Source organism: Antarcticirhabdus aurantiaca, from assembly GCF_009765365.1.
Classification (GTDB): Bacteria; Pseudomonadota; Alphaproteobacteria; order Rhizobiales; family Rhizobiaceae; genus Antarcticirhabdus; species Antarcticirhabdus aurantiaca.
In genome coordinates this window covers 192,896-215,113 of sequence record NZ_VTOM01000002.1, presented here as the reverse complement: position 1 = coordinate 215,113, position 22,218 = coordinate 192,896, and the positions used below count along the sequence as shown (strand labels likewise).

The window sequence follows — 22,218 nt, the reverse complement described above, 5'->3', positions numbered from 1 at the left end:
GATCGCAGGGGCCCTGGACGAGGCGGTAAAGGTTGGACAGGCACACTCTCGAGCAGCGTAGTTTCAACATGCGTCGGGTTCGCGCCCGCGATACTCAACCGGAGCGACAAGTGCGCTCATTGCTGCACCGATACGGTTTCCGCTTCCGGCTGCATGTCCGTACTCTGCCGGGCACACCCGACATCGTGCTGCCCCGCCACGGGGCGGTCGTTCTCGTTCATGGTTGCTTCTGGCACGGACACGGCTGCGCCAGATCGAAGCTTCCTCAGACCCGGCAGGAGTTCTGGCGGAACAAGATCGGAGCGAATCGAGCCCGGGATGAGGACGATGCAAGGCGGCTACGCGAGTTGGGATGGCGTATCCTGGTCATCTGGGAGTGTGCGTTGAGGGGGCGTTCACGCCTGTCTACAGACTTGGTGGCGATGTTCTCCCGTAATTTTCTTTTCGGCGACGAGGTGGAAGTGTTCATCGAAGGCGAGCGCCCGTCGCCTCCACATGAAGGGCAGACGAGCAGGGATCATTGAGTTTTCGACCGGTACCGCTCGCTGGCCTGGTTCGAGCGGCACTCTGAAGCATCAAGGCGCGTGACAATGCTCTATGGAAGCAGCCGTGCATCCTTAGGGTTGTGATCGACGTCAGATCTCGACGCCGATCGGCGTGACAGCCTTTTGGTCGCGCTTATGGCGGTAGGGTCAACCGGCGGCGCCGATCGACACATCGATGGAAGGCGATATCAATAGCGGATATCATCGTCGCCGCTTCCAGATGGTCAAGGAGCCAGGACGTTCGCGGCCCGGCGCGATCGAGCCGTCTGCTCGCCCGGCTTGTGGCAACTGGCGGCCATTTCGAGTTCTGTGCGGATCAAACCTCTATCATCGTCGGCGGCGATACGCGCATCGATCATCTCGAGCGATGGTTGAAGCCGGGTCTGCCCGGGTGGCACCTGCAGCTTCGTTGTGTCGCCAGTCAGAGCCTGTCCGGAATGGGTTGAGTGGCTCGCGTCGGGCTGCTTCCGTGGAGGTGTTCGAAGCCTTCGTTGGAGCCAGGCATGTGGACGCCGGCCACCCGCGCCCAGCATAACAGAGACTTTCTGCGCTATTCGAGCGATCTGACCGATGCGGAATGGGCGGTGATCGAACCCGTGCTGCCGAAGGCAGCCGCGGCCGACCGATCTCGAGCGTGGCCGATGCGCGAGATCGTCGACGCCGTCCTGTACATTCTGCGCTCCGGCTGCTCGTGGCGCATGCTGCCGGACCACTTCCCGCCGCGCAGCACGGTCCGGAACTGGTTCCGCCGGTTCCGTGACGAGCGCCTGTTCGAGGGCCTCGGCCATCGGCTGGTTCTGGCCGACAGGGAGCGATGCGGCCGCCAAGCCTCGCCCAGCGCGGCGGTCATGGACAGCCAGATCGCACGGACCTGCGAGAGCGGCGGGCCCCGCGGTTACGACGGGGCCAAGCGGATCGTCGGTCGCAAACGCCACGCGCTGGTCGATACCGATGGCCGATTGCTGACGGTCGTGGTTGGCGCAGCGTCGGTCCAGGACCGTGACGGCGCCGGTCCGCTCGCCCGCGCTTCGCGCCACCGCTTCCCCTTCGTCGAGCGCATCTTCGCCGATCGAGGCTATCAGGGCGAAAGGGTCCGCCGGACCAGCCCGGTGCCGGTCGAGATCGTGCGACCAGGACCCGGGCAGATCGGCCTCGCCGTGCAGCCGAGGCGCCGGGTGGTCGAGAGAACCTTTGCCCGACTCGGCCGCAATCGGCGGCTCTGGAAGGACGCGGAGACGGCGATCGCTAGGTCGACGGCCTTCCTCCATGCCGCCGCAGCGAACGTCCTCATTCGCCGCATCGCCTCAGCAAAATGAGTTTCCGGCCGGACTCTCAGAAATCAACTCGCCGTTTACGAATACTTAAGAATTAGAAGATTTGTGCAGTTCTACCTTGATCTGATAGCTTGCTTGAGCCTGTGCCTCGACTGGCCTCCAATTGGAGCGGATAAATACGGGATCCCGCGCTGAAACCCTATTGACTTTTGGGCGATCCATATTAAATCTGATGCAGAAAAGGCTGCTCACAAGGAGACTGTCATGTCCAAGGACAAGACCTGGTAATGCCTGATAATGTAGTGCTGCACTTGAAGGTGCAAGCGCTTCGTTGAAGGCCGCCAGAAGGCGGCCTTCATTTTGTTATCTCGGCGAACTTAGAGTCGTTTTTAATAGCGTCGAAGTCTCGATCTGAAATGGCGTCTGTCTTGTTTTCCGGATGTGAGGTGCCGGAAGAGAATAAGATGTCCAGTGCTTCCGATTTGTATTTTTCCTCTCCCGTCTCTTTGTAGAGTAGAGAGTAGTAGCAGGCTCTGTTGTAGTCTCCATCCGCCCAATCCTTGTCCTTCTGCCCTCTTAGCATCTTCGCGTTAACGAAAACGTCGAGAACTTCGATAGCTTTGTGCAGATCGCCGGACATGCGATGTAGGCGAGCGAGCGGTATGGCGATGCTCCTGTTCAAAGGCTCCGTTTCAAACCTCTTCGTCAATTGAACGATGGAGAACTCCCGCTCCGATGCCGGTGCATCAGGTCGGAACGCCGAAGCGATTGCTCGTGTGACTTCTGCCGTCTCCTCTGCCTTCTCCCGAGCTTCGCTCGCTTCCTTCGTGGCTGCCTCGGCATCCCTCTCTGCCTGCTCGATGCGCTTCTCCAGGCTGGAGGTGATTCTCGGAAGAAGCCGTCTCGCGCCAAACCCGGCGATGCAGCTGATCGACAGAAGAAGCATCGACCCTTCTGTGTCGAGGTTGCTCGGGAATAGCCTGATGAGCACTGCGACAAACTGGATGGCGAGAGCGCCGACCATGCCGACGGCCGTCTCGACGAAAGCGAGGAGGGCCAGGCGTTTGCCGTCGATATTCCTGCCGAAGAGACGGATTCTTTCATCTTCGTATCGGAGCTCGATGAGGAAGCTGACAAGCCCGCCCATCAGGCCGCCAGCAAGCACCAGGACGAGCGGCATCAGCAGGCTGCCACCTGATCCGACTTGGCCTGCCTGAGATACGACATCGTTCATCGCAATGCTCTCTGCTCTGGTTCGGCCGCGCACGAGCCACTTCGGAGAAGGCCCCTTCATGGCATGGCCGCCGTCCCCGTCGTCCGATCCCCCCTCGGCCAGCATGGGGCGTATCCAGATCTAGGACATCGAGCGCTCGGCGACCACTCTCGAGGTGGCAGCGGAAGCGGTCAGTGTGGACCTGCCAAGCCGCAGTGGCTTACTTGGTGTTGATCGGCGATGCATGACGGCCAGCTTGAGGTCAGCGCACCCAAAAGGTTGCCGCGCCGGTCGGCATCGAAGCTGCGCGCCGCTCGGGAGCGGCTGCTTTTTGCCTGTCGGCAAGCGAAATCAGATGGGTTTCCTAAGTGACGCCGACGTTGACTGCCGCGCAGGCTCGCCTCGTCCGTCGCGTCGCTGACGGCGGCAGTGTTGTTTAGGCGGCGTTCTCGCGAGAGATGGGCCGTCCCGTGTCAACCGGCAACACATGCCGAGCAGCGGAAGGCCAGCATCCTCAACGGCTACCGCGCCGATAGGCGTTCAAGCTGCGCGCCGATCCACATGCTCGTCGCTGCCTGGACTTGTCGGCCACAGAAAAGGGCGGGCGCCTCGAGACGCCCGCCCACCATGCTGCGGCAGGTCACTCCGGCTGGATGCCTGCCTTGTCGATGACGCCCTTCCAGCGGGCCATCTCCTCCGTGAGGTAGGTCGCGAACTCCTCGTTGGAGTTGGCGACGACCTCGAAGCCGAGCTTGTTGAACTCGGCGACGACCGCCGGGTCCTTCAGCGAGGCCTGGATCGCCTCGTTCAGCTTCGTCCTGGTCTCCGCCGGGAGGCCCGCCGGGGCGGCGACGCCCTGCCAGGAGTTGACGACGACGTCCGCGTAGCCGAGCTCCTTGAGGGTCGGCACGTCCGGCAGCATGGGGTGGCGCGTCTCGCCGGTCTGGGCGAGCGCCTTCATCTGGCCGCCCTGGACGTAGGTGAGGATCGCGCCGAGGTTCTGGAAGGACACGTCGACGTGGCCGCCCAGAAGGTCGGTCTGGGCCGCCGAGCCGCCCTTGTAGGGCACGTGGACGCCTTGCGTGCCCGTCGCCTGCCAGAACAGCGCCGCCGTCAGGTGGTCCGAGGACCCCGTGCCGGAATTGGCGAAGGTGACCGTTTCCGGGTTCGCCTTCATGGCCGCGACAAGGTCAGGCACGGTGGCCGCCTGGAAGTCCGGATTGGCGACGAGGACGTTGGGGGTGCGCACGGCGACGGTGAGGAGGTCGAAGTCCTTCACCGGGTCGTAGGACAGGTTCTTCTGGAGGTACGGGTTGGTCGCGAAGGTGCCGAGCGAGGCGACGATCATCGTCTGCCCGTCCGCCGGGCTGGACGCGACGCGGCCGGCCCCGATCGCGCCGGTCGCGCCCGGCAGGTTCTCCACGACGACGTTGCCGCCGAGCGCCGCGGCGAGCTTCGGCTCCATGAGGCGGGCGGTCGTGTCCGTCGCGCCGCCCGGCGGGAAGGGGACGACGATCGTGACCGGCCCGTCGGGAAAGGCGTGGGCCGCGCCGACGACGGCCGACAGGGCCAGGCCGACGGCCAGTCCGATGAAGGTCTTGGGCTTCATGAGGTATCCTCCCAGGGTTGATCGTTTCGGCGCCCCGCCTCCCGGCCGCGGGCGCCGCCTATGTTCGGCTCGGATGCGGCGGCTTCGTTCCGCCGCCCGTCGCTCAGCGCACGAGGCAGGGACGCTTGTTGTCGAAGCGCCAGCCGGGCACGAGGAACTGCATGGCCTCAGCGTCGTCGCGCGCGCCCAGGCAATGGTCGAGGTAGAGCCGGTGCGCCGCCTCCACGCGCTCCATGTCGAGCTCGACGCCGAGGCCCGGCTTCTGCGGCACGGCGACGTGGCCGTCGACGATGCGCGGCGGCTCGCGCGTCAGGCGCTCGGTGCCGTCCTGCCAGATCCAGTGCGTGTCGAGCGCCGTCACCCGGCCGGGCGCGGCGGCGCCGACATGGGTGAACATGGCGAGCGACACGTCGAAGTGGTTGTTAGAGTGCGAGCCGAAGGTCAGCCCGAACATCTGGCAGAGCTGGGCGACGCGCACCGAGCCCTGCATGGTCCAGAAGTGCGGGTCGGCGAGGGGGATGTCGACCGACTGGAGCTGGACGGCGTGGGCGAGCTGGCGCCAGTCGGTCGCCACCATGTTGGTGGCCGTCGGCAGTCCCGTGGCGCGCCGGAACTCGGCCATGACCTCGCGGCCGGAATAGCCGTTCTCGGCGCCGCAGGGGTCCTCGGCATAGGCGAGGACGTCGCCGCGGCCCTTGCAGACGCGGATCGCCTCCTCCAGCGACCAGGCGCCGTTCGGGTCGAGCGTCACGCGGGCGTCGGGGAAGCGGCGCTTGATGGCGGCGGCCGCCTCGATCTCCGCCTCGCCGGCCAGAACGCCGCCCTTCAGCTTGAAGTCGCGGAAGCCGTAGCGCTCCTGCGCGGCCTCGGCGAGGCGCGCGACGGCGTCCGGCGTCAGCGCCTCCTCGTCGCGAATCCGCGTCCACTCGTCGGTGGCACCCTCGCCGGCGCGGTAGGGCAGGTCCGTGCGGGCGCGGTCGCCGACGAAGAAGAGGTAGCCGAGCATCTCGACCCGGTCGCGCTGCTGCCCGTCGCCGAGAAGGGCTGCGACCGGCACGCCGAGATGCTGGCCGAGAAGGTCGAGGAGCGCCGATTCCAGCGCGGTGACGACGTGGATGGTGGTGCGCAGGTCGAAGGTCTGGAGGCCGCGGCCGGCGCTGTCGCGGGAGGCGAAGGCGGTGCGCACGCCGTTGAGGAGGGCGTTGTAGTCGCCGACCGAGCGGCCGACGAGGAGCGGTCCCGCTTCGGCGATCGTCTGGCGGATCGCCTCGCCGCCGGGCACCTCGCCGACGCCGACGTTCCCCGCATCGTCCTGAAGAATAGCGAGGTTGCGGGTGAAGAAGGGAGCGTGCGCGCCGCTGAGGTTCAGGAGCATGCTGTCGCGCCCCGCCACCGGCACGGCGCGCACCGAGACGATGCGAGGCGCGTGGCGGGCAAGGTGCGGGTCGGCGGCGGTGCTGGGCGTGGACTCGGCGAGCATCTGGATTCCTCCCTCCGGATGCCGGCGGCGCGGGGCGCATCGGGGGCCCCGAGCCGCCGGTGGCGGCTCTTTTCTGGGTTCAGGCGGCGAGCGAGGCCTTTGGCAGGCGCGCGTTCGCCGTCTCGATCAGGGCCTTCAGCTCGGCCCGCTCGGCCTGGGTGAGGTCGGTGAGCGGGGTGCGCACCGGACCGCCGGGGCGGCCGATCGCGTCGACGCCGGCCTTGACGATGGAGACGGCATAGCCGCGGCCGCGGTCGCGCAGCGCGATGTAGGGCAGCACGAACTCCTTCAGCTCGCGCGCCACCGTGTCGCGGTCGCGGGCCCGCACGGCCTTGTAGAAGTGCAGCGCCCATTCCGGCATGAAGTTGTAGATGGCCGAGGAATAGGTCGTCACGCCCATCTCGAGGTAGGGCAGCGCGAAGGTCTCGGCGGTCGGCAGGCCGCCGACATAGGTCAGGCGGTCGCCGATGCGGCTGGCGACCCGCGCCATCAGCTCGAGGTCGCCGACGCCGTCCTTGAAGCCGACGAGGTTGGGGCAGCGCTCGCAGAGCCGCGCGAGGGCGTCCGGGCCGAGAACCGCGTTGGCGCGGTTGTAGACGATGACGCCGATGCCGACCGACTTGCAGACCGCCTCGACATGGGCCGCGAGGCCTTCCTGCCCGGCCTCGGTGAGGTAGGGCGGCAGGAGCAGGAGCCCGTCCGCGCCCGCCGCCTCGGCGGCCCGCGCGATCTCGACGGCGATCGCCGTGCCGTAGCCGCAGCCCGCGATCACCGGCACGCGGCCGGCGGTCTCGGCGACGGAGGCGCTCACCACCGCGTCGACCTCGGCGGGGGTGAGCGAGAAGAACTCGCCCGTGCCGCCGGCGGCGAAGAGGGCGGCGACGTCGTAGCCCAGCAGCCAGGCGCAGTGCTGGCGGAAGGCCGCCTCGTCGAAGCGGTTCTGCGCGTCGAACTGCGTGATCGGGAACGTCAGGAGGCCGGAGCCGACGGCGTCGGCCATCGCGGCGGGCGAAAGATTGGTCATCGGCTGTCCTCCGGTTCGGGAGCGGGTGGGCGAAGCGGCCTCTTGCGGCGCCTGCTCGCTCCGGACGCGAGCGATCTGCACCAGTGGCGGCGCCGTTTGTCGGCCGTCGGCGTCTCGCTCTGCCAGCAGCCCGCGAGCCGACGAGTAGACGTCACCGACGATGCGGTCTAACTCAAAGAACGAATAGATCGATGCAAGGAATGGATCGATGTTCGAGCTGAGCCAGTTGCGCTGCTTCGTGGCGGTGGCCGAGGAGCTCCATTTCGGACGAGCATCCGCGCGATTGAACATGACGCAGCCGCCTCTCAGCCGCCAGATCCAACTACTGGAGCACGCGTTGGAGGCGCGCCTTCTGGAGCGCTCTAGCCGTGTAGTACGTCTCACTCCTGCAGGGCGCGCTTTCCTGCCGGAAGCGCGACGCATCCTTCGCCTGTCGGACAGTGCGGCAAGCTGGACGCGTCGGGTCTGGCGGGGCGAGGCAGGCACGCTACGCCTCGGGTTCACCGCTGCGTCGGGCTACAGCAGGATGCCGCTGCTCCTGAACCTGTTGCACCGGCGGTTGCCAGGGATCGACGTCGTCCTGCAGGAGATGGTGACCCACGCCCAACTTGAGGGTCTCGACAGCGGCACGCTCGATGTCGGGCTCGTACGCGCTCTGCCACCCGGGGCTCGACATGCCAGTCTGCCGCTCGCGCCGGAAGCGCTGCTAGTCGCCCTCCAGCAGGACGACCCGCTCTGCTCACACCACGAACTCGGGCCGGCAGACCTTGAGGGCAGGGACCTCATCGGTTACTCGCCCGACGCGTCGAGGTACTTCTTCGAGTTGACAAGTGGCCTCCTGGACCGCGCCGGCGTGCGGCCGAACGTCGTGCAGCAGGTTGGTCAGATCCACACCATGCTGGCACTCGTGACATCCGGCTTCGGCGCCGCGCTCGTGCCCGGGAGCGCCGCCTGCCTCGGGATGGAGGGCGTCTCCTTCAAGACGTTCGTGACCACCCCTCCGAAGCCCGTCGAACTGATGATGGTCTGGCTGCCGACTAACGAGAACCCGGCACTCGCCGCCTTCATCGACGCCTATCGATCCGCAGCCGATCCGGTGGACCGGACGTCGCCAACGTCGGTCGGCGCCGGGATGGGCTGAGTTGGGTCGAGAGTGGATGGGCAGCTTTTCGGCCGCTGCGCCCGGAAGCAGACCGTCTGGATTCGACCCTTCAGAGCCGTTCGGCGCTAGCTTTGGAATACTCGAGAGCAGACATGACGTACTCGGAGAGGAACGTCGTAAAAGACTGACGGCGCCTGCCAAACGAACGTTCGGATTGCTGTCATTGCGCCATCATCGCCTCCTCGCGAATGGCGCTCGACAGGTAGCGGGCGAGCCATCGACGCGGCATGTGGCGGATCGCGGCGTTGCGCAGACGGAAGGCGAGCGGTGAGGCCGGAATGAACATGGCGGCGCTGCGCCGCGCCCGGCCTTGAAGGCGGGCGATGGCAGGCCGCAATTCCGCCTCGTGCCGTCGGAGGGCCGCCTCGATGGATCCCGCCTCCAGCGCCCGCCCCAGACGCTCGGCCGAGGCCATCGCCATGCCGGCGCCCTGGCCGGAGACGAGCGTCAGGGAATGGGCGGCATCGCCCAGGAGGAGCACCCGGCCCCGCGACCACGAATCGGCTTCGGCGAGAACGAGGTCGTCGAGGACGCAGTCCAAGCCGGCCGCCTCGGCCAGATCGAGATGCCGACCAACGAAGGGATGGGAGGCCCGTGAAACATCCCGCAGCAGGCTCCAGCGCCGCGAGGGTTCCACCGGGCCGCTCCCGACGCTGCGCCAGACGTGGAGCGCCGCCACGCGCGTCGGCGACAGGCGGTAGTATTCCGCCATGTGACCCGGCTCGACATAAGACAGGAAGTCGACGCCGGGCTCCAGCGCGGCCTCGACGTCGTAGACGGCGAAGCGGTAGCCGAGCGGGCGCAGAAAGGCTTCGTCCGGACCGAAGACGAGGCGGCGGGTCGCCGAACGCAGGCCGTCGGCACCGATCACGAGGTCGGCCTCGACGGCCGAGCCGTCCGAGAGGGTTGCCCGGACAGTCCCTCCGTCGGGAGATCGGTCCTCGATCCGCTCGATCCGCGTCTCGAACGCGATCGACACATCCGGAACGAGCACGTCGCGTAGCTCCCGCACGAGGTCCGTGCGCAGGAGGGCGAGGTAGGGCAGGTCGCGGATGAAGTCCCGGTAGCGCAGCCGCGCGATCTCGCGGCCCCTCCGGTCACGGTAGACGTTCTCCTCCACCGCGAAGGCGCGGGCTTCGAGCTTCGGCAGGAGGCCCATGCGGCGCGCCGTCTCGTAGCCGGGGCCGGACAGGCCCATCATGTAGCCGCCGCGGCGCAGGTCGGGCGCGGCCTCTACAACGCGGACCGACCAGCCGGCGCGCGACAGCCAGAATGCGGCGGAGAGGCCGGCGACGCCCGCTCCGGAGATGAGGACGCGTCCGGGCTTCATCGAGATGCTCCGAGGTGTGCGAGGGGGCGCGTGACGAGCGGCAGAACGGCAAGGGCCGCAGCGGCTCCTGCCAAGGCAAGGGCGAAGCCCGCGCTATATCCGAACCAAGAGGTCAGGACGCCGCCCAGGAGGCCGCAGGACAGGGCGACGAAGGCGTCGGCGCTCTGGAACAGGGTGAAGTCGACGCCGGCCTGGTCGGGTGAGGCCGCGCCCATGAGAAGCGCGTAGAGAGCGACGAAGCCGAAGGCGTTGACGGCCGAGAACAGGAGGACGCCCGCCACGAGCGCGGGAACGGAGCCGATGGCGGTGGCGCAGACCAGTCCGGTGAGGGCGAGCGCCTGGAGAAGCGCCGCGAGGAGGAGCCGCGACGACGACAGGCGCTCCCCGATCCCGCCGGCCAGCAGCGTGGCGGGGAGCGCGAAGGCCGAGCCGGCGATCACGATCAAACCGACCCGGACGGGGTCGAGGCCGGACTCCACGAGGCTCGGTCCGACCAGCGCCTGCGCGATGCGCGGCCCCGCCTGGAACAGAAGAACGGCAACGAGCCCGGAACGCACCGGTCGCGAGCCGAAGGCACGGGAAAGGCTCGGCCGACGGGTCTTCGCGCAGGTCACCGGAAGCGGTGCTTCTTCGATCCGCAGGACGGGAAGCGTCAGCGCCGCGATCAGCCCGGCGATCGTGAGAAGGCTCCCTGTCCAGCCGAGGAAGGGAGCCGCCAGGAGAAGCCCGCCAGCCCCCGCCACCATGCCGAGATAGGCGCCGCCGATCTGGACGGCCGACGTTCGCTGCCGCCCGTGCGGTCCGGCCTGTTCCACCGCGAAACCGTCGCCCGCGACGTCCAGGGTGGCGGACGCGGTCGCCGCGAGGGCCAGGAGGGCGATCACGACCGCGGGGACGGAAGGACCCGCGAGCGCGAGAAGCGCGAGCGTGCAGACGACGACAGCCTGGCAGGCGAGGACGATGGCCCTCGTGCGCCGCCCGCCCGTCGCCGGCAGGCGGTGCCGCTCCACGATCGGCGCCCACAGGATCTTCAGCGTCCAGGGGAGCATCGCCAGATAGGTCAGGGCGACGATGTCGAGCGAGACGCCCGAGGCGCGCATCAGCGTCGGCACGCCCTGGAAGGTCAGGGCGCCGAGGAGGCTCTGGCCGGCGGCGATGCCGCCGATGGCGAGGAGCGGCACCGCTGCGGCGCTGCCGGGAAGTGTCAGGGCAAGGGCGCGCGCCACGGCCTTCAGAACTCCTTGCGCAGCGTGATGCCGAAGCTGCGTCCGGTGTCGACGGTCGAGAACTGCCGGCCGCCGGCGACGTAGCCGGAGGTGCGTACGATCTCGTCGGCGATGTTCAGGGCGAAGAGCTTGGCCGTCAGGCCGTTGCGGAAGTCGAGGTCGAGTCCGGCGTCGATGGTGGCGACCGCCGGCTGGTCCGCGAGGTTCGCCTCGTCGAAATAGGTGCGGCCGGCATAGTTGAGGCCGCCGGAGAGGGTGATATCGGCGGGGATCGCCTCCTGCGGCAGGAGCCAGCTCGCGAGGAGGCGGCCCGTGACGTCCGGCGCGTAGGGGACGGTCTTGCCGTCGTAGGAGATGCCGGCGGCCCGGTCGACGAAGTCGGTGAAGCGCGAGCGGCCGAGCGCGAGGTTGCCGGTCAGCGTCAGCGCATCGGTCGGGCGAAAGGCCGCCTCGATCTCGACGCCCTTGCTTTCCGCCTCGCCGGCATTGCGGATCGTTTGCTGGCCGATCGGGCCGACATAGATCTGCTTGTCCTTCGACGTGATGAGATAGGCCGCGAGCGTCAGGTCGAGGCGCCCGTCGAGGAGGCCGATCGACTTCACGCCGGCCTCGTAGTTGATCGCGGTTTCCGGCTCGTAGGGCTCGGCGTCGACGAGCGACGAGACGGAGTGGTTGAAGCCGCCCGGCTTGTAGCCGCGGGCCACCGTCGCGTAGAGCCGCGTCGCGTCGGTGATCTGGTAGCCGATGGCGATCTTCGGCTGGATGTCGGTATAATCCGCGTCGCGCTCGAAGTCGAAGCCGAAGCCCGTGCCGAAGGTGTCGGCGCGCCGCGCGTCGATCGAGGGCGCGTCGTAGCTGAGACGGGCGCCGGCGGTGAGGGCGAGGCGGTCGCTCGCCTGCCACGTCGCCTCGCCGAAGGCCGCCGCCGCGTCGGACCGGACGCGGTTGACGGACTCGCCGTAGAAGCCCGGAAAGGCGTTCTTGCGGCTTTCGAAGTCGTCGTGCTGGTACCAGAGGCCGAGGAGGCCCGAGACGGGACCGTCGCCCTCGTAGGCGGCGCGAAGCTCCTGGCTGTAGGTCTTCTCGTCCTGCGGCCACGCGAAGAGGAAGTTCGGCACCATGCCGGGGAAGTCCCGGCCGATGTCGGAGCGGGTGAAAGAGGAGAGGCTCGACAGGGTCCAGCCGTCGAGCCGCCAGTTCATCTGCGCCGAGGCGGTGGTGAGATCGCGCGTCAGATCCGGCCGGGGACCGTAGAGAGCGCTCTGGTACTCCAAGTCCTCGACGCCGTCTCCGAAGAGGTAGAGTTCCTCGTGCGAGTGCAGCCTTTCCTTCGAGACGCTGAAGGTCGCGTCGAAACCGCCGCCGTCCGGCGCGTAGCGCAGGCTCGCGCGCCCGGTGAGATCACGCGCGGTATCGATGTCGTCGTCGCCCGTCGAGACGTCGTCGATGCGGCCGAAGCGTCGCTCGCCGCCGAGCGCGAAGTCGAGATAGGTTGACCCCGGAACGAGGACGCGCGTGCCGCCGATCTCCGCCCCGGCCGCGCGGTTGCCCGCCGTGCCCTGGACGTAGAAGCGGTCGGCATCCGGCTTGCGGGTGATGATGTTGATGACGCCGGCCAGCGCGTTGCCGCCGTAGAGCGTGCCCTGCGGCCCGCGCACGAACTCGACGCGCTTGACGTCGATCAGAGGCTGCGAATAGGCGGAGGGCGGCTGGGGAACGCCGTCGACATAGACCTGCACGGACGGGCTGAAGAAGTCCGGCGACGAGATCCCGCGCACAGTGAAGTTCGCATAGGTCCGGTTGCCGCGCGTGTTGATCTTCAGGCCCGGAAAGACCTTCTCCAGATCCTGGACGGTCGAGACGTTGCGCGCCGCCAACTCCTCGCCGGTCGCGACCGAGACCGCCGCATCGGCCCGCTCCAGCGCCTGAGGCCGTTTCGAGGAGGTGATGGTGACGGTGTCCAGCATGATCGTCTCGCCGCCCTCTTGAGCATGGGCGGGCGAAAGGGCGGCGAAGCCGAACGGCACGGTCAGGAGGAGGCGGGGCAAGCGGATTGACATGGACGCGAACCGGAGCTGACGGACGATGGTTCTCCTTCGCCTCGCCGGGCATGCTTGGCTAACGGTTCCGGGACGGCTATGGACGAAAACAGGATTATAGCACTCAAGTTATGGGATGAAGCCCGTGAGCGCTCACCCTTCGCCCGAGCGCTTCCTCGACCCTCAGATCGAGCGGCTCGGGCCGAGCCTGCCCATCCGCTGCGAGCGGCCGTCGGACGATCTCGGGATCTACGTCGTGGAGGCGGAAGTCACCCGTCCCGTCCGGTTCCGCACCGAGGGGCCGGCGGCCTTTTCGGTGGCGGTGTTCCTGTGCGGCGAGGGCGTCCTGGCCCTCGACGGCGGCGACTCGCTCCGGGTTCGGGCGGGAAGCGCGGTGCTCTTCGCCAGCGACGGTCCAGCATCCGGCGAGAACGCCTTCGCGGGCGACCAGAGCCTCGTCTGCGTCGACTTCCGCTACGCGGCGGGCTTTCTGGAGCGGATTGGCGAGAGCCCGTTCTCCAGCGCCCGCCGCCTGAGCATGACCGCGTCCGATCCGTCGAGCGCAATCCTCCTCGGCTTCCGGGCCAGCCCGAACCTGATGCGCATCGCGGCCGACGTCGCCCGGTGCCCGCTGCCGCCGGGACTCGCCCGGCGGCTCTCCATGCTGGCGCGAGGAATCGACGTCCTGTCGGAACTCACCCGGCTCGTGGAGGCGCCGGCGCGGGTCGCCTTCGCCCTTCCCGCGCCGGCCGACCGCCGACGCGTCGAGAGAGCGCGGACGATCCTCGACGAGGACTTCGCCGGCGACTGGTCGATCCCCCGCCTCGCGCAGGCCGTCGGCCTCAACCAGCGCAAGCTGAAGCAGGGCTTCCGCGATCTCGCCGGCCTGCCGCCCCACGCCTATCTGAAGGAGCAGCGCCTCCAGGCAGCCTATCGGCTCCTGGAAGCCGGCCGCAGCGTCACCGACGCCGCCTCGCAGACCGGCTTCTCGAACCTCAGCCACTTCGCCAAGGCTTTCCGCCAGCGGTTCGGGATCGCGCCCAGCACCGCCCGCTACTCCGACGAAAGATTGGAACCCACAGGTCGCTCATTCGCTCGGTGAGGGCATAAACTCAACGGCAGCTATGAAGACTTCTTGCCGAAAAGCCGACGGTCGCCTTTCCTGAAGAGTTTCGGGCGCCGCGAGGCGTACGAAAGTCGCGGAAGAACGAACCCGCGGGATGCTGGTCGGTGAGCTATGGGGTTTTGGGCTGAGGGTCGTGCCGGGGTCGGCCGCGACGACCATCGGGCGGGACCGGTTGCCGGTGGCGGCGGACATGTGAGGCTGCCGCCGACGACGGCGAGCGGGCCTTTGGTTCTCCGACCATGGGCCGGCGGCAGCTCGTGCCGACACGATGGCCGCACGCGAATCTCCCCGGGAGCGTGCTGCTCGGGGCGGATGCGGATGTCATGCGATGCCGGATCATGGCGATCCATTCCGGTTCGGTGGCGGGTGCGGCGGCGGTCCTCGCGGCTGGCGCCATCGCAGGAGGGTACCGATGACGCGCATCGCTCCGCCGCAGCACGGGCAAGGCGGCCGGACGTCGCGCGGCTCGGGCTTGTCCGGTGCCGTGGTAGCGGGTTCGGGCGAAGGCGGTGGGCCGAGCAGCTCGCGGATGCGATCGAGGCCGGCCTTGCGGTTCGGCCCGGTGAGGAACCCGTAGTGCCGGATGCGATGGAAGCCGCGCGGCAGGACGTGGAGCAGGAAGCGTCGGATGAACTCGCCCGCCTCCAGCGTCAGGGTGCGGTGGCGGGCGGCGCCGTCCTGGCGGTAGTCCTTGACGCGGAAGGTGACGGAGCGGCCGTCGAAGGCGATGATGCGCCGCGACGAGATGGCGACGCGGTGGGTGTAGCTCGACAGGTAGGCCAGAACGGCCTGCGGCCCCGCGAAGGGCGGCATGGCGTAGACGACCCAGCGTTTGCGGCGCGCCGGGACGAGATGACGAGCGAAGGCGCGTGGATCGGCGAGGTGGGCGAGCGCGCCGTGGAAGGCGAGCTTGGCCGTCTTGTGGAGAGCAGCAAGCCCTTCGAGGAAGAGGCGGCGGAACAGGGCGCCGAGCACGCGCACGGGCAGGAAGAAGGCGGGACGCGAGGCGATCCAGCGCGATCCGTCCGGCGACAGGCCGCCGCCGGGCACGATCATGTGGATGTGGGGATGGTGGGTCATGGCCGAGCCCCAGGTGTGGAGCACGGCGGTCAGGCCGATGCGGGCACCCAGATGCTTCGGATCGGCGGCGATCGTCGTCATGGTCCGCGACGCTGCCTGGAACAGGAGGTCGTAGACGGCCCGCTTGTTCTGGAACGCGACGCTACCGATCTCGGCGGGCAGCGTGAAGACGACGTGGAAGTATCCGACCGGCAGGAGGTCGGCCTGTCGCTCGGCCAGCCAGTCGCGGGCCGCCGCGCCCTGGCACCGCGGACAGTGCCGGTTGCGGCAGGAGTTGTAGGCGATCCGCAGATGGCCGCACGTGTCACAGCCCTCGACATGACCGCCGAGAGCGGCGGTGCGGCAGGCCTCGATCGCCGACATGACCTTCTGCTCCGCCAGGCTGAGATGTCCGGCACGGCTCGCCCGGAACGCGGGTCCAGCGACGCGCAGGATGTCGGCGACCTCGATCGAGGCGGACATCGCTTCAGCCGGGCGCGGCCTCCTCGCGGGGAACCAGGGCGAGGCGATCAAGCGGGCTGACGACGGCCCGCACCGTGCGGACCGCGACCTTGGCGTAGAGCGCGGTGGTGTCGAGCTTGGCGTGGCCGAGCAGGACCTGGATGACGCGGATGTCGACGCCGTCCTCGAGCAGGTGCGTGGCAAAGGAATGGCGCAGCGTATGCGGCCCGACGCGCTTGGGAATCCCGGCCGCCCGTGCCGCCTCGACGACGATGCGGTGAAGTTGCCGCGTCGAGATGGGCCGGGCCCAGCTCTGACCAGGGAACAGCCAGCCCACGCGATGCAGGATGCCCTGCCGATGTCCCTCCACCCACCACTCGCGCAGGAGGGCGAGAAGGTCGGCGGACAGCATGGCGTTGCGGTCGCGCCCGCCCTTGCCGCGCTCGACGCGCAGCAGCATCCGGGTGGAGTCGATGTCGCCGACCTTCAAGCTCGCCACCTCGGCGACGCGCAGGCCCGCCCCGTAGGCGACCGAGAGCGCCGTCAGATGCTTCAAACAGACGGTGGCGCCGAGCAGGCGGCGCACCTCCTCGGGGCTGAGCACGTCGGGCAGGCTACGAGGATAGCGCAGCCGCACCAGCCTGCGGGCAAGATCGGGCCTGTCGATCGTGTGGACGAAGAAGAAGCGCAGCGCCGAGACGACGGCGTTCATCGTCGGCACGCCGAGGCCCGCCTCTTGAAGGGCGATCTGGAAGCGGCGCAGGTCCTCGAGGCTGGCCGTGTCGGGCGAGCGCCCGAGGAAGGAGGCCAGGCGCCCGACTTCGCGCAGGTAGTTGCGCTGCGTCTCGGCCGAGAAGCGCCGCATCGTCATGTCGGCGATCAGGCGCTGCCGCAACGGACTTATCGAGGTAGCGGCGGGAACGAGGGAGGTCGTCATCGGAAGGCTCCGTCAGGATGAAGGAGCCAGGATCGTCCGCCCGCAGCCGGGCATCGCTCAATCAGCGCAGCGCGCTCGCATCAGTCCGCCGACGACGAAGCCGCCGCCCCTCCCGCGGAAGCGGGTTCGTTCTTCCACCCTTTGAGGACGTGAAGATGCTTCCTCTATTTGCTTCATAGCCTTCATTGTGGGTGGTCAGTGGTCCGGCAACTCCAATCCAATCCATACCGCTGGATGACGTCACCTGTCGTCGACCGGGATCTCGGTAGTATCCTTCGTGACTGTCAGGACGATCTCGCTCGCGTAGGACTGGATGCCAGGCGTGACGGCCAGGACGCCGCGGGCGAAGGCCTGGTAGTCGCCGACGTCGCGGCTGCGCACGAGAAGGATGTAGTCGAAGTCGCCGGCGACCATCATGCACTGGAAGACGCGGGGCTGCTCTGCCATGGCCGCCTCGAACGACTTCGCCGCCTCGACGATCGGCAGCGCCAGCTTGACCCTGATGACGGTCGTCAACGGATAGCCGAGGGCGTCGGGCGAGAGGATCGAGACGGTCCGGCGGATCGCCCCTGTCGAGCGCAGCCGACGTACCCGCTTCAGGCAGGCGGGAGGCGAGAGCCCGACCTCCTGCGCCAGATCCTGGTTCGCGATCAGGCTGTCGCGCTGGAGGATCCTGAGGATGCGCCGATCGATGGCGTCGAGGGTGAAGCTTTGCATCCGGAAGCCGTCGAACGTCTATTGGGTCAGCCGATTTCTTCGCTGACGCCTCCCAGATAATCTAGGCACGCCATCCCGGTCTAATAAGAAATCGCCGCGAGGGAGTCTCATGGTAGCTTGGGCGCGTTCCAGAACAGGGATCGACGATGAGCGACCACGCCATGCGTGCAGATGTCAGCCTTACCGCGTCGCGCAGCAGCCTCAGCGCGCGCAACGTCTGCGCCATGCTCTTCCTGGCCGTCATGTGGGGCCTGTCCATCCCGGCCACGAAGCTGGCCCTCGAGGCGCTGCCGCCGCTGACGCTCACCGCAGTGCGCTTCCTGGTCGCCGTGCCCCTTCTCCTGATCCTGGCGGCCGGCCGCCTGCGGGTGCCGCTGCGGGCCGTGCCCAGCATCGTGGCCCTCGGCGTCATGGGCATCAGCCTCGGCAACGTCGCCCAGTCCTTCGGCGTCGCCGGCACCTCGGCCTCGGCCGGGACGATCATCTCCGCGACCATCCCCGTCTTCATCGTCGTCTTCGCCGCCTTCCGCCTCAAGCAACCCGTGGCGCCCCGCCAGTGGCTCGGGCTGTTCGCCGCCTTCGCCGGGATCGCCCTGGTCGCGATCGGCACCGGATCGGACGCCCCCGAGGGAGCCAGCACGACCGCCAGCGGCGTCGCATGGATGCTGGTGTCGGCCGTGGCGATCGCCTTCTACTACATCTGGAGCGCGGAGCTGACCGAGGTCTACGGGATGATGCCCGTCGCGGCCTGGAACGCCCTTGCCGGCCTTGTCGCCATCCTGCCCATGGCAGGCTGGGAACTGACGCACACCTCCTTCCAGATCACGGCGCTGTCCCTCTGGATGGCCGCCTACCTCGGCGTCATGGTGACGGTCGCGGGCCTCCTCCTGTGGCTCTACATCCTGCGCAACGTCCCGGCGCGGGTGGCCGCGAGCGTCCAGTACCTCCAGCCCGTGTTCGGCATCGGCGCGGCGTCCGTCCTATTCGGCGACCGGCTCGGGGCCCTGTTCGTCGTCGGCGTCGTCCTGATCCTGGCCGGGCTCGCGCTCGCGGTCGCCAACCGCCGCGTGCCCGAGGAGGCCGTGCCGCACGAGTGAGCCTCGCGCGGCATCCGCCGCCTGCGAGGCCAGTTCATCCCAGCACCGCCGGAGCGATGCCCGCCATCGCTCCGGCGGTGCTTTGTTTTCAGGCGCAAGGGTTCGTTCCCGGGCCCCTCGCATCCGATCGATCCTCGCTCTCGCTCGCATGCCGGCGACCCCGCCAGCGCAGTCCAGGTCATCACAGGCAGCGTCAGCGACCCTGGCAGGGAGATCGCGCCGCGGGAAGCTGCCGAGCGTTCAGGCAGGGCCGAGCATGATGAATGTCTCGCTCTTCTGGACCCCGTCCAGCGCGCGGATGGTCGCCATGACCTGGTTGAGCTCCGGCAACGTCGGGACCTGAAGCTCGGCAATCATGTCCCATATGCCGTTCGTGTTGGAGAGCGTGACGACGCCCGGTATCCGCTTGATCGCGGCGATCGTCGGGCGGATGGGCGACACACGCATCTCGATCAGCATGAAGGCGCGGATGCCGTCGTTCCCGACGTCGTCCCTCAGCCTGACCGTGAACCCCTTGATGTCGCCGTTGGCGACGAGGCGGTCGAGGCGCTTCTGCGCGGTCGCGCGCGCCACCCCGAGGAGCTGGGCGAGTTCGGGAACCGAGGCGCGTCCGTTGATCCGCAGTTCGGCGACTAGCTTCGCGTCGAGATCGTCCAAGTCGTTTCCCTTTTCGTCGGAGTGGGTGCCGGTTTCGGCAGAATTCTCTCTTTTCCAGCACTTTGCTTGCTATCCAGCAACTCTGCCTCTCGTTAACTTTCCCCATCACACCAAACCAGGCGCCCGCGAGGAGCGCCCCAAGGATCAGGATGCCCGCCGCCCGACCCGTCCTCCGGACGCTCGGCGGCCCGGCACCGATCGGCCATGCCCGGCGCATCCGTCCGGGCCGACACGGGAGGAAAGCATGAGCATTTTCAGGATGTCGGCGGCAGCGCTCCTTGCGGCTGGCCTGTTCTTCGGCACCGCGGCGGCGCGGGCCGACGACCTGGCGACCATCAAGGAAGCGGGCAAGCTCTCCGTCGCTCTCTCCGGCGCGTTCCCGCCATTCAGCTTCGTGGACGAGTCCAACCAGGTCGTCGGCTTCGACGTCGACATCGGCTCCGAGATCGCCCGTCGCCTCGGCGTCCAGCCGGAGATCGTCACCACCGCCTGGGACGGCATCATCGCGGGCCTCGTGACCGGACGCTACGACACGATCGTCGGGTCGATGGGGATCACCGACGAACGCAAGAAGGCGGTCGCCTTCGTCGGCCCCTACTACCACTCGGGCATCGGGCTCTTCGTCCAGAAAGGCGGTGCCTACGAGTCCCTCGACAGCCTCGAGGGCAAGACGGTCGGCGTGATCCTCGGCGAGGTGGCCGAGAAGTGGGTGCGCGACCAAAACCGCTTCGAGGTCCGCACCTACAAGGGCCTACCCGAGATGATCCTCGACCTCTCGGCGGGCCGCGTCGACGCCTTCGTCACCGACGACGTCCCCGTCCTCGTAGCCATCCGCAAGAACGACGCCCCGATCGCCCAGATCAAGGACGAGCGCCTGCCCAAGTTCGAGATCGGGATCGCGATCCGCAAGGACAACCCCGAGCTCGCCGCCGCCATGCAGAAGGCGCTCGACGACATGATGGCCGACGGGACCTACGAGGCGATCTCGATGAAGTGGATCGGCGCCGACATCCGCTGATGCCCGGTCCCGCCCGCCCGGGCAGCGTGCCGGGTCGAGCGTGACGACATCCCCCCAGCGGCGTCGAGGCCGTCGCCGGGTTCGCCGACCCCAAGCATCCCCCGAACACGTCACTTCCATCCGACGGAGCGGGGCCGCCGGACACTGCGGGGCACGAGATGGACCTTGAACTCCTGGCGCGCATCGCGCCCTTCATTGCAGAGGCGGCCCTCGTCACGCTGGAGCTGACGGTGGTGTCCGCAGTGATCGGGCTCGTCGTCTCCGCGCTCGTCGTCCTTGCGCGCTTCTCGAGGCTCGCCCCCCTTCGCTGGGCCGCAGTCGCCTATGTCAGCGTCATCCGCGGCACCCCGCTCCTCGTCCAGCTCTTCCTCGTCTTTTTCGGCGGTCCCCAGCTCGGCCTCGACCTGTCGCCGTTCACGGCGGGCGTGCTCACGATGGGGTTCAACATCGGTGCCTACATGTCCGAGGGCATCCGCGGCGCGATCCTCTCCGTGGAGAGGGGACAAAGCGAGGCGGCCCGGTCGCTCGGCTTCGGCCGGCTCGACACGATGCGGTACTTCATCCTGCCCCAGGCCGCCCCGCTGATGGTCCGCTCGCTCGGGGTCAACACCATCATCCTGTCCAAGGGAACGGCGCTCGTGTCGACCGTCGGCGTGGTCGAGCTGACCTACTCGGCGCAGCGCCTCGTGACGTCGACCTACAAGCCGTTTGAGGTGTTCGCCATGGCCGGGGCCGCCTACATCCTGATCATCGGGATCATCTCCCTCATCGTGCGGATGGTCGAGGCATCGTTCGACCCGAGCCGGAGGGCGCCGGCATGATGCTCGACTTCTCCCAGGTCCCCGGCTACGGCGGGCTCATCCTCACGGGCCTCCTGTGGACGATCCTGATCACCTGCCTGGCGGGCGCGGTCTCGATCCTCCTCGGCGTCCTCGCGGCCGTCGCCACGCTCTACGGCCCGCGTCTCGTCAGCTTGCTCCTTCGCGAGGTCGCGTTCCTCTTCATGGCGACGCCGCTGCTGTTGCAGCTCTATCTCCTCTACTACGGCCTGTCCCAGGTCGGGATCCTGCTGCCCGCCTTCTGGACGGGCGTGATCGGGCTCGGGATCCACTATGCCGCCTACAACGCGGACATCCTGGGCGCCGCCCTCAAGGCCGTCGACCCGGGGCAGGCCGAGGCGGCGCGGTCCCTCGGCTTCGCGAGGGGAGCCACCCTCCTGCACTTCGTCATCCCGCAGGCCATGCTGTCGTCCCTGCCGCAGATGGGGAACAACTCCATCATGCTCCTCAAGGACACGGCGGTCCTGTCCGTGCTCGGCATCGCCGAGCTGGTCCTCAACGCTCAGCGGGCGATCAGCGAGACCTATCGCCCGTTCGAGTTCTATCTCGTCGCGGCCGCGCTCTACTACATCGTCAACCTGGCGATGGAGCTGGCCCTGAAGGTCGCGAGCCGCAGAGCGGAGGTCGTCCGATGAGCACCCAACGCCCCATGGTCGAGCTGCGGAACATCCGCAAGTCCTACGGCACCCTCGAGGTGCTCAAGGGCATCGACCTTTCCGTCGAGCGCGGGCGGATCGTCTCGATCATCGGCCCGAGCGGCTCGGGCAAGAGCACGCTGCTGCGATCGGTCAACATGCTGGAGGAGGTGTCGGCCGGCGAGATCTGGCTCGACGGGACCCAGGTGAACCAGCCGCTCTCCGGCCGGGCCTTCGAGAGGCACATCAACGGCATCCGCCAGGCGATGGGCATGGTGTTCCAGCAGTTCAACCTGTTCCCGCACCTGACCGTCCACCAGAACATCATGATCGGGCCGATGCGCCTGAAGGGTCTGTCGAAGGACGCGGCGCGCCAGCGCGCCGACGAACTCCTCGCCAAGGTCGGCCTGACGGGCAAGGGCGGATCCTACCCCAACCGTCTCTCGGGCGGCCAGAAGCAGCGGGTGGCGATCGCCCGGGCGCTGGCCATGCAGCCGAAGGTGATGCTGTTCGACGAGGCGACGTCCGCCCTCGACCCCGAGCTGGTCGACGAGGTGAACCTCGTGATGAAGCAGCTCGCCGGCGAGCACATGACGATGCTGATCGTCACGCACGAGATGCGCTTCGCCGCCGAGGTGTCCGACCATGTCTTGTTCATGGACGGCGGCGTCGTCGTCGAGCAGGGCACCCCGGATCGGGTGCTCGCCAATCCGACGGAGGACCGCACCCGGGCCTTCCTGCGCAAGCACCTGTCGAACTGAGGACCCGG

21 protein-coding genes are annotated in these 22,218 nt (G+C 68.1%); 10 read left to right on the top strand and 11 right to left on the bottom strand.

What is annotated here, in order from left to right:
* Nucleotides 1-68: 68 nt before the first annotated feature.
* Both FZN60_RS03195 and FZN60_RS03190 read left to right on the top strand, forming a co-directional pair.
* Nucleotides 69-524, top strand: coding sequence for a very short patch repair endonuclease (locus FZN60_RS03195; protein WP_158871277.1), 456 nt, complete (start codon nucleotides 69-71; stop codon nucleotides 522-524).
* A gap of 524 nt (nucleotides 525-1,048) precedes the next feature.
* Entirely contained in the window at nucleotides 1,049-1,861 is an 813-nt protein-coding gene (locus tag FZN60_RS03190; RefSeq protein ID WP_158871020.1) for an IS5 family transposase, read from the top strand.
* Nucleotides 1,862-2,174: 313 nt separating this feature from the next.
* Here FZN60_RS03190 and FZN60_RS03185 read toward each other — a convergent pair whose 3' ends face one another.
* From FZN60_RS03185 to kdgD, 4 genes are all read right to left on the bottom strand, one after another.
* Complete coding sequence (locus tag FZN60_RS03185; protein ID WP_158871018.1) at nucleotides 2,175-3,158, bottom strand: hypothetical protein; 984 nt, start codon at nucleotides 3,156-3,158, stop codon at nucleotides 2,175-2,177.
* Nucleotides 3,159-3,672: 514 nt separating this feature from the next.
* Nucleotides 3,673-4,641, bottom strand: coding sequence for a Bug family tripartite tricarboxylate transporter substrate binding protein (locus FZN60_RS03180; RefSeq protein WP_158871016.1), 969 nt, complete (start codon nucleotides 4,639-4,641; stop codon nucleotides 3,673-3,675).
* 103 nt (nucleotides 4,642-4,744) lie between these two features.
* Nucleotides 4,745-6,121, bottom strand: a complete 1,377-nt coding sequence (gene gudD, locus FZN60_RS03175) for a glucarate dehydratase (RefSeq protein WP_158871014.1) — start codon at nucleotides 6,119-6,121, stop codon at nucleotides 4,745-4,747.
* Between the two features lie 79 nt (nucleotides 6,122-6,200).
* Entirely contained in the window at nucleotides 6,201-7,145 is a 945-nt protein-coding gene (kdgD, locus tag FZN60_RS03170; protein WP_158871012.1) for a 5-dehydro-4-deoxyglucarate dehydratase, read from the bottom strand.
* Nucleotides 7,146-7,187: 42 nt separating this feature from the next.
* Here kdgD and FZN60_RS29120 point away from each other — a divergent pair, with 42 nt between their 5' ends.
* Entirely contained in the window at nucleotides 7,188-7,316 is a 129-nt protein-coding gene (locus FZN60_RS29120) for a hypothetical protein (RefSeq protein ID WP_255475868.1), read from the top strand.
* Between the two features lie 37 nt (nucleotides 7,317-7,353).
* Nucleotides 7,354-8,286 (top strand): LysR family transcriptional regulator, encoded by a 933-nt coding sequence (locus FZN60_RS03165; protein WP_158871010.1) that lies wholly within the window; start codon nucleotides 7,354-7,356, stop codon nucleotides 8,284-8,286.
* 181 nt (nucleotides 8,287-8,467) lie between these two features.
* On the opposite strand, the gene FZN60_RS03160 is transcribed toward FZN60_RS03165, so the two are convergent.
* From FZN60_RS03160 to FZN60_RS03150, 3 genes are read right to left on the bottom strand one after another with little or no spacing between them, the layout of a single operon-like run.
* Complete coding sequence (locus FZN60_RS03160) at nucleotides 8,468-9,637, bottom strand: FAD-dependent monooxygenase (RefSeq protein ID WP_158871008.1); 1,170 nt, start codon at nucleotides 9,635-9,637, stop codon at nucleotides 8,468-8,470.
* Nucleotides 9,634-10,863, bottom strand: a complete 1,230-nt coding sequence (locus tag FZN60_RS03155) for an MFS transporter (protein ID WP_158871006.1) — start codon at nucleotides 10,861-10,863, stop codon at nucleotides 9,634-9,636. The genes FZN60_RS03160 and FZN60_RS03155 overlap by 4 nt, the downstream gene beginning before the upstream one ends.
* Nucleotides 10,864-10,868: 5 nt before the next feature.
* Complete coding sequence (locus FZN60_RS03150; RefSeq protein WP_158871004.1) at nucleotides 10,869-12,923, bottom strand: TonB-dependent receptor; 2,055 nt, start codon at nucleotides 12,921-12,923, stop codon at nucleotides 10,869-10,871.
* A 124-nt stretch (nucleotides 12,924-13,047) separates the two neighbouring features.
* On the opposite strand from FZN60_RS03150, the gene FZN60_RS03145 reads away from it, so the two are divergent.
* Complete coding sequence (locus FZN60_RS03145; protein ID WP_158871002.1) at nucleotides 13,048-14,004, top strand: helix-turn-helix transcriptional regulator; 957 nt, start codon at nucleotides 13,048-13,050, stop codon at nucleotides 14,002-14,004.
* A gap of 360 nt (nucleotides 14,005-14,364) precedes the next feature.
* On the opposite strand, the gene FZN60_RS03140 is transcribed toward FZN60_RS03145, so the two are convergent.
* The 3 genes from FZN60_RS03140 to FZN60_RS03130 all read right to left on the bottom strand — a co-directional run bounded on the left by FZN60_RS03140 (nucleotide 14,365) and on the right by FZN60_RS03130 (nucleotide 17,203).
* Complete coding sequence (locus FZN60_RS03140) at nucleotides 14,365-15,570, bottom strand: IS91 family transposase (protein ID WP_158871000.1); 1,206 nt, start codon at nucleotides 15,568-15,570, stop codon at nucleotides 14,365-14,367.
* A 4-nt stretch (nucleotides 15,571-15,574) separates the two neighbouring features.
* A complete protein-coding gene (locus tag FZN60_RS03135) occupies nucleotides 15,575-16,486 on the bottom strand; it encodes a tyrosine-type recombinase/integrase (protein WP_158870998.1) in 912 nt (303 codons plus the stop codon).
* A 240-nt stretch (nucleotides 16,487-16,726) separates the two neighbouring features.
* Entirely contained in the window at nucleotides 16,727-17,203 is a 477-nt protein-coding gene (locus FZN60_RS03130) for an Lrp/AsnC family transcriptional regulator (protein ID WP_158870996.1), read from the bottom strand.
* A 224-nt stretch (nucleotides 17,204-17,427) separates the two neighbouring features.
* Here FZN60_RS03130 and FZN60_RS03125 point away from each other — a divergent pair, with 224 nt between their 5' ends.
* Nucleotides 17,428-18,300, top strand: coding sequence for a DMT family transporter (locus FZN60_RS03125; protein ID WP_158871275.1), 873 nt, complete (start codon nucleotides 17,428-17,430; stop codon nucleotides 18,298-18,300).
* Between the two features lie 240 nt (nucleotides 18,301-18,540).
* Here the strand turns inward: FZN60_RS03125 and FZN60_RS03120 are convergent, their stop codons facing one another.
* A complete protein-coding gene (locus FZN60_RS03120; protein WP_158870994.1) occupies nucleotides 18,541-18,957 on the bottom strand; it encodes an Lrp/AsnC family transcriptional regulator in 417 nt (138 codons plus the stop codon).
* A 244-nt stretch (nucleotides 18,958-19,201) separates the two neighbouring features.
* On the opposite strand from FZN60_RS03120, the gene FZN60_RS03115 reads away from it, so the two are divergent.
* From FZN60_RS03115 to FZN60_RS03100, 4 genes are all read left to right on the top strand, one after another.
* Nucleotides 19,202-19,975, top strand: coding sequence for a transporter substrate-binding domain-containing protein (locus tag FZN60_RS03115; RefSeq protein WP_158870992.1), 774 nt, complete (start codon nucleotides 19,202-19,204; stop codon nucleotides 19,973-19,975).
* A 158-nt stretch (nucleotides 19,976-20,133) separates the two neighbouring features.
* Entirely contained in the window at nucleotides 20,134-20,796 is a 663-nt protein-coding gene (locus FZN60_RS03110) for an amino acid ABC transporter permease (protein ID WP_158870990.1), read from the top strand.
* Nucleotides 20,793-21,449: an amino acid ABC transporter permease gene (locus FZN60_RS03105; RefSeq protein WP_158870988.1), complete on the top strand. Its 657-nt coding sequence runs from the start codon at nucleotides 20,793-20,795 to the stop codon at nucleotides 21,447-21,449. Before FZN60_RS03110 ends, FZN60_RS03105 begins: the two co-directional genes overlap by 4 nt.
* Complete coding sequence (locus FZN60_RS03100) at nucleotides 21,446-22,210, top strand: amino acid ABC transporter ATP-binding protein (RefSeq protein WP_158870986.1); 765 nt, start codon at nucleotides 21,446-21,448, stop codon at nucleotides 22,208-22,210. The genes FZN60_RS03105 and FZN60_RS03100 overlap by 4 nt, the downstream gene beginning before the upstream one ends.
* The last annotated feature ends 8 nt before the right edge of the window (nucleotides 22,211-22,218 follow it).

Bases quoted from the DNA above. Each gene is read 5' to 3' on its own strand.
- FZN60_RS03115 (WP_158870992.1), top strand. From the start codon at position 19,202: ATGAGCATTTTCAGGATGTCGGCGGCAGCGCTCCTTGCGGCTGGCCTG.
- FZN60_RS03110 (WP_158870990.1), top strand. From the start codon at position 20,134: ATGGACCTTGAACTCCTGGCGCGCATCGCGCCCTTCATTGCAGAGGCG.
- FZN60_RS03195 (WP_158871277.1), top strand. From the start codon at position 69: ATGCGTCGGGTTCGCGCCCGCGATACTCAACCGGAGCGACAAGTGCGC.
- FZN60_RS03105 (WP_158870988.1), top strand. From the start codon at position 20,793: ATGATGCTCGACTTCTCCCAGGTCCCCGGCTACGGCGGGCTCATCCTC.
- FZN60_RS03140 (WP_158871000.1), bottom strand. From the start codon at position 15,570: ATGTCCGCCTCGATCGAGGTCGCCGACATCCTGCGCGTCGCTGGACCC.
- FZN60_RS03100 (WP_158870986.1), top strand. From the start codon at position 21,446: ATGAGCACCCAACGCCCCATGGTCGAGCTGCGGAACATCCGCAAGTCC.
- FZN60_RS03180 (WP_158871016.1), bottom strand. From the start codon at position 4,641: ATGAAGCCCAAGACCTTCATCGGACTGGCCGTCGGCCTGGCCCTGTCG.
- FZN60_RS03165 (WP_158871010.1), top strand. From the start codon at position 7,354: ATGTTCGAGCTGAGCCAGTTGCGCTGCTTCGTGGCGGTGGCCGAGGAG.
- kdgD (WP_158871012.1), bottom strand. From the start codon at position 7,145: ATGACCAATCTTTCGCCCGCCGCGATGGCCGACGCCGTCGGCTCCGGC.
- FZN60_RS03130 (WP_158870996.1), bottom strand. From the start codon at position 17,203: ATGCAAAGCTTCACCCTCGACGCCATCGATCGGCGCATCCTCAGGATC.
- gudD (WP_158871014.1), bottom strand. From the start codon at position 6,121: ATGCTCGCCGAGTCCACGCCCAGCACCGCCGCCGACCCGCACCTTGCC.
- FZN60_RS03160 (WP_158871008.1), bottom strand. From the start codon at position 9,637: ATGAAGCCCGGACGCGTCCTCATCTCCGGAGCGGGCGTCGCCGGCCTC.
- FZN60_RS03190 (WP_158871020.1), top strand. From the start codon at position 1,049: ATGTGGACGCCGGCCACCCGCGCCCAGCATAACAGAGACTTTCTGCGC.
- FZN60_RS03135 (WP_158870998.1), bottom strand. From the start codon at position 16,486: ATGACGACCTCCCTCGTTCCCGCCGCTACCTCGATAAGTCCGTTGCGG.
- FZN60_RS03125 (WP_158871275.1), top strand. From the start codon at position 17,428: ATGCTCTTCCTGGCCGTCATGTGGGGCCTGTCCATCCCGGCCACGAAG.
- FZN60_RS03150 (WP_158871004.1), bottom strand. From the start codon at position 12,923: ATGTCAATCCGCTTGCCCCGCCTCCTCCTGACCGTGCCGTTCGGCTTC.
- FZN60_RS03185 (WP_158871018.1), bottom strand. From the start codon at position 3,158: ATGCTGGCCGAGGGGGGATCGGACGACGGGGACGGCGGCCATGCCATG.